The sequence below is a fragment of the Streptomyces sp. NPDC054841 genome (assembly GCF_053611045.1).
Genome location: NZ_JBSGZO010000323.1, coordinates 1 through 6,015 on the forward strand (window position 1 = coordinate 1; position 6,015 = coordinate 6,015).

The window sequence follows — 6,015 nt, forward strand, 5'->3', positions numbered from 1 at the left end:
GATCCGGGTGCCGCCCTGCGGCGTTTTCGCGTACGGGGTTACTTGCGCATGACCTCGGGCTCGTGGCGGCGCAGCAGACGCGCCACCGCGAAGCCGCAGGCGATGCCGATGAGCAGCAGGATGGTGATGTTGATCCCCCACTGGCCGGCCGTGTGCTCCCACAGCGGGTCCAGGTCCTGGGGGTTCTCCCGGTCCCACGGCGGCATGAGGTGCGCGAGGTCGAGGGTCGCGCCGGCACCGGCGATGGCCCAGCGGGACGGCATCAGCCAGGCGAACTGCTCCAGGCCGGGCGAGCCGTACACCTGGAAGAGGATGCCGGTGAAGACGACCTGGACGATCGCGAACATGACCAGCAGCGGCATGGTCTTCTCGGCGGTCTTCACCAGCGAGGAGATGACCAGACCGAACATCATCGACGTGAAGCCGAGCGCGATGATCGTGACGCAGAGCTCGACGGCCGGCGGCATGATCAGGCCCTCTTCGGGCAGCTCGCGGGTGGCGAAGCCGATGGCGCAGATGATGACGCCCTGGATGGCCGTGATCACGCCGAGGACGATCACCTTGGACATCAGGTACGCCGAGCGGGACAGGCCGGTGGCCCGCTCCCGTTCGTAGATGACCCGTTCCTTGATCAGTTCTCGTACGGAGTTGGCGGCGCCCGAGAAGCACATGCCGACCGCGAGGATCAGCATGATCGTGCCGGCGTCGCCGTTGAACCGGGAGGGCGGGGTGGGCGGGGCGAGGCCGAAGTCGGCCGGGATGACGACCGAGACCACGCCGAGGACGGCCGGCAGGATCACCATCAGGCCCATGAAGCCCTTGTCGGACGCGATGACCGAGCTGTAGCGGCGGATGAGCGTCCAGAGCTGGGAGCCCCAGCCCTGCGGCTTCGGCGGCTTGGCCATCGCCTGAGGCGGCATCTGCACCGGCTGGGCGGCAACGGCGTCGATGTCCGCGGCGTACATCTGGTAGTGCTGCGAGCCCTTCCAGCGGCCCGCCCAGTCGTAGTCGCGGTAGTTCTCGAACGCCGAGAAGACATCGGCCCAGGTGGTGTAGCCGAAGAAATTGAGCGCCTCCTCCGGCGGGCCGAAGTACGCCACGGAACCGCCGGGCGCCATGACGAGCAGCTTGTCGCAGAGCCCCAGCTCGGCCACGGAGTGGGTGACCACAAGGACCGTACGGCCGTCGTCGGCGAGGCCGCGCAGCAGCTGCATGACGTCCCGGTCCATGCCCGGGTCGAGGCCGGAGGTCGGCTCGTCCAGGAAGATCAGCGACGGCTTGGTCAGCAGCTCCAGGGCGACGGAGACACGCTTGCGCTGGCCACCGGAGAGGGAGGTGACCCTCTTCTCCTTGTGGATGTCGAGCTTGAGCTCGCGCAGGACCTCGTCGATCCGGGCCTCGCGCTCGGAGGCGGCGGTGTCGCCGGGGAATCGCAGCTTCGCCGCGTACCTGAGCGCCTTCTGGACGGTCAGCTCCTTGTGCAGGATGTCGTCCTGCGGGACCAGACCGATGCGCTGGCGCAGCTCGGCGAACTGCTTGTAGAGGCTGCGGTTGTCGTAGAGGACGTCACCCTGGTCGGCAGGACGGTAGCCGGTGAGCGCCTTGAGCAGCGTCGACTTTCCGGAGCCGGACGGACCGATGACGCCGATCAGCGACTTCTCCGGGACGCCGAAGGAAACGTCCTTGAGGATCTGCTTGCCGCCGTCGACCGTCACCGTGAGGTGGCGGGCCGAGAAGGAGACCTCGCCGGTGTCGACGAACTCCTCGAGCCGGTCACCGACGAGCCGGAAGGTCGAGTGACCGACACCGACGATGTCGTTCGGACCGATGAGCGCAGAGCCGGACTTGGCGAGCGGCTGGCCGTTGACGTACGTGCCGTTGTGGGAGCCGAGATCGCGGATCTCGAAACGGCCGTCGGGCGTCGCGTGGAACTCGGCGTGGTGGCGGGAGACCTGAAGGTCGGAAACCACGAGCTCGTTCTCCAGCGCACGGCCGATACGCATGACGCGGCCGAGCGAGAACTGGTGGAACGTGGTCGGGCTCCGGTCTCCGTACACCGGGGGCGCCTGGCCCGGGGTCTGCTGCGCGAACCGCTCGTCAGGGCCCTGCTGGTGCGGAATCTGGGCCTGCTGCTGGGCCGGAGCCTGCTGCTGCCAGTTCTGCTGCGGGGCCGGGTCGGCCTGCTGCTGCCACTGCTGCGGCTGCTGGGCCGGGGCCTGCTGGGCCGCCGCGGCCTGCGGGGCGGCGGCCTGCTGCGGGGCGGCGGCCTGTGCGCTGTACGCGCCGGCCGCGGCGCCGGAGAGGCTCAGCAGCGGGCCGTCGGTGGCGTTGCCGAGGTGCACCGCGGATCCGGGGCCGATCTCCATCTGATGGATCCGCTGACCCTGCACATACGTGCCGTTGGTGCTGCCGTGGTCCTCGATGACCCAACTCCGGCCGCCCCAGCTGATCGTGGCGTGCCGCCACGAGACCCTGGCGTCATCGATCACCAGGTCACCCTGCGGATCGCGGCCGAGGGTGTACGACCTGGACGGATCGAGGGTCCAGGTCCTTCCGTTCAATTCCAGTACGAGTTCCGGCACTCCATGCCCCACTAGTTGTCCCCCGAGGTACCCCCCTCACAGGGAGTCTAGGGATGGCGAACATCGTGAGGAACTATTTCAGGCCCGGTCCCGTATCCGAAAGCCGGGCCTTGTGAAGACGGCGTTCAGCGTTCTGCGGATGCGCCGTTGACTGAGGAGAAACACGCCCGGAGAGTGGTAAGCACCCATGAGTGCACACGGATCATGCACGAAGGGGACAAGTCGGCGCGGATCGGGGGGTCCTGATGGCGGCGAGCAGCGACGGGGTCCCGAAGACCGGTGTGCACGGCGGTGTGCCGTGGGGCGATGTGTTCCTCGCCTCAATCGCCGCGGTGAGCTGGGCGATGGCCGGGATGGCAGGCACGGCCGCACTCGGACTGCACCTGCTGGGCGCGGACGCGAGCGGCTCACTGGGGCCGATGACCGCGGCGTTGACGGTGCTCGCGGTGGGAGGATCCGTCACGCCGTCGGGCGATGTGTCCGTGTTCGGCCTCGACGGCGCGGAGGCCTCGACGGCCGTCGACATCACGCCACTCGGGGTGAGTCTGGTGGGGGCTCTGCTGCTCGCCCACTTCTTCCTGCGCTCGCTGCGCACGGCGGGGGCGTATCTGTGGGACACGGAACTGGCGGCGCGGGCCGGGGTGTTGGTGGCGCTGTTCCTCGGCGTGGTCGGCGGGCTGGCGTGGGCGGGCCATGACGTCATCACGTTCGACGGAAGCGCGCTGGGAATTGACGACCTGCCTGGCGGAGGCGGTGACGGGGGCGCGGGCGGCGGGATCGAGGTGCCGGGGCTCGGGGACATCGGGGACATCGGTGACATCGGGGGGCTGTTGCCCGACCGGCTCGGGGATCTGGTGCAGGCGAAGGCGTCGGTCGGTTTCACCGTCGACACCGCGGACTCGCTGGCCGGCGGGCTGTTCTGGGTGCTCGGCGTGCTCCTCGTCGCGCTGCTCGCCTCGCGCCGTACGCCGCTTCCGCGCGGCTGGGAGGCTTTGCACCGGCTGGTGCGGCCGGCGGTGTCTGCGCTGGTGACGGTGCTGCTGGTCGCGGTGGCGGCGGGGGCCGCGGCGGCGGCGTACGCGGCGACCGGCGACAAGCATCCGGGAAGGATCGGCGGCGCGGCGCTGCTCGGCACGCCGAACGGCGTGTGGCTGGGAGTCCCGCTGGGTCTCTTCGTGCCGTGGGACGGCACGGCGACCGGTGAGCTGGCGAAGCTGCTGCCGGATCCGCTGGACGAGCTGCTGCGGGTCTCGGCCGACGAGCCGGTGACCGTCGGGCGGCTGGCGGAGCTCGACGGGCGGGTGTGGCTGCTGGCGGTGGCGTGCGCGCTGATGATGCTGTGCGCCGGTGTGCTGACGGCGGTCCGTACGCCGCGGGCCGGCGGGGTCGGGGCGGCGGGGTTCGCGGGTCGGTGTGCGGTGGCACTGGGTGCGGTGACGGCGGTCGCCCTGCCGCTGCTGGTCGTACTGACGGGGGTGTCGGCGGACGCGTCGCTCTCGGTGCTCGGGTTCGACGCGTTCGGGGCCGGGATCGAGTTGCACGGGCATCCGGGGACGGCGCTGGTGCTGGGAGCGGTGTGGGGCGCGGCGGCGGGCGGTCTGGGGGCACTGGTGGCGTACGGGGTGGGGGCGGCGGGGCGTCGTGCGGCGCCGTTCGCCGTGGGCCGGCCGACGGTCCCGGCACTGCTGGAGGGCCCGTACCGGCCCTCGGTTCCGTATCGCCCGCCGAACGCGGATACGAACCCGTATCTGCGGTTGCCGGAGGGCGGGGACGGGGTGCATGGGGTGCATGGGGCGCCGACGGTCGCGGGGCCGGTGCTGCCGCCGTGTCCGCCGCCGAGGCCGTCCTGGGACGGTCCGCAGGACAGGCCGCCTGATGAGCCGCCGCCTCCGGGGGTGCCGCGGACGCACCGCTGAGGAGCGGCACCCGGGCGGCGACGATCCGGTGGGGAGTTCTGCCCACCCGCCTTTGCCCCAGGCCTTCGCCGGGGAGGTACCCGCGGCGAACGACTGCCCGCACACCGTGCGACACCCGAACGTCAGCTGCCGGACGGCGGGCGTACACCATGCCGGAGGCCGAGCTGTCCGGTAAGCGGGACGGGGCGGCGCGTGGCACGGAGTGCCCGATACGGTGGAGACACCATGAGCGCATCGCAGCCCCCACAGGCCACCGACGTCCCCACCCTCCTCGTCAAGATCTTCGGGAAGGACCGTCCCGGGATCACCGCTGGGCTCTTCGACACCCTCGCCGCCTACTCCGTCGACGTGGTCGACATCGAGCAGGTCGTCACGCGTGGCCGCATCACCCTGTGCGCGCTCGTCACGCAGCCGACCGCCGGCACCGAGGGCGAGCTGCGCGCGACCGTGCACGGCTGGGCCGAGTCACTGAAGATGCAGGCCGAGATCATCTCGGGCATCGGTGACAACCGGCCGCGCGGCAGTGGCCGCTCCCATGTCACCGTCCTCGGGCACCCGCTCACCGCCGAGTCCACCGCGGCCATAGCGGCCAGGATCACCGGCGCCGGCGGAAACATCGACCGTATCTTCCGGCTCGCGAAGTATCCGGTGACCGCTGTGGAGTTCGCGGTGTCCGGCTGCGAGACCGAGCCCCTGCGCACCGCACTCGCCACCGAGGCCGCGGAGATCGGTGTGGATGTCGCGGTCGTCTCGGCCGGGCTGCACCGCAGGGCCCAGCGGCTGGTCGTCATGGACGTGGACTCCACACTGATCACGGACGAGGTGATCGAGCTGTTCGCGGCGCACGCCGGGTGCGAGGAGCAGGTCGCCGAGGTGACGGCGGCCGCGATGCGCGGGGAGCTGGACTTCGAGCAGTCGCTGCACGCGCGCGTGGCGCTGCTGGCGGGCCTGGACGCGTCGGTGGTGGAGAAGGTGCGTACCGAGGTACGGCTCACCCCGGGCGCCCGCACCCTGATCCGTACGCTGAAGCGGCTCGGCTTCCAAGTCGGCGTCGTCTCCGGCGGGTTCACACAGGTCACTGATGACCTCCAGGAGCGTCTCGGGCTGGACTTCGCCTCCGCCAACACGCTGGAGATCGTGGACGGGAAGCTCACCGGGCGGGTCGTCGGCGAGATCGTGGACCGGGCGGGCAAGGCTCGGCTGCTGCGCCGGTTCGCGGCGGAGGCGGGCGTACCGCTCGCCCAGACCGTGGCGATCGGCGATGGCGCGAACGATCTGGACATGCTGAACGCGGCGGGTCTCGGAGTCGCCTTCAACGCGAAGCCGGTGGTCCGGAAGGCCGCGGACACGGCGCTGAACGTGCCCTTCCTGGACGCCGTGCTCTATCTGCTCGGGGTCACCCGTGAAGAGGTGGAGGCGGCGGACGTCCACGAGGACTAGGGCCTGATCCGGAAGACAGGCCCTGGGCCGGACAGGAACTGGGCGCGCAGGAACCGCACGAACCCGGCCCCGGTACG

Annotated in this window: 3 protein-coding genes; 2 read left to right on the forward strand and 1 reads right to left on the reverse strand. The window is 70.8% G+C overall.

What is annotated here, in order from left to right:
- Nucleotides 1-38: 38 nt before the first annotated feature.
- Entirely contained in the window at nt 39-2,594 is a 2,556-nt protein-coding gene (locus tag ACWGI8_RS31390; protein ID WP_453666065.1) for an FHA domain-containing protein, read from the reverse strand.
- A gap of 233 nt (nt 2,595-2,827) precedes the next feature.
- On the opposite strand from ACWGI8_RS31390, the gene ACWGI8_RS31395 reads away from it, so the two are divergent.
- Nucleotides 2,828-4,498, forward strand: coding sequence for a streptophobe family protein (locus ACWGI8_RS31395; protein WP_453666067.1), 1,671 nt, complete (start codon nt 2,828-2,830; stop codon nt 4,496-4,498).
- Between the two features lie 225 nt (nt 4,499-4,723).
- Nucleotides 4,724-5,938, forward strand: a complete 1,215-nt coding sequence (gene serB / locus ACWGI8_RS31400) for a phosphoserine phosphatase SerB (RefSeq protein WP_453666069.1) — start codon at nt 4,724-4,726, stop codon at nt 5,936-5,938.
- Nucleotides 5,939-6,015 lie beyond the last annotated feature (77 nt).

Excerpts from the sequence above, each read along its gene's own strand:
- ACWGI8_RS31395 (WP_453666067.1), top strand. The coding sequence starts at position 2,828 with ATGGCGGCGAGCAGCGACGGGGTCCCGAAGACCGGTGTGCACGGCGGT.
- serB (WP_453666069.1), top strand. The coding sequence starts at position 4,724 with ATGAGCGCATCGCAGCCCCCACAGGCCACCGACGTCCCCACCCTCCTC.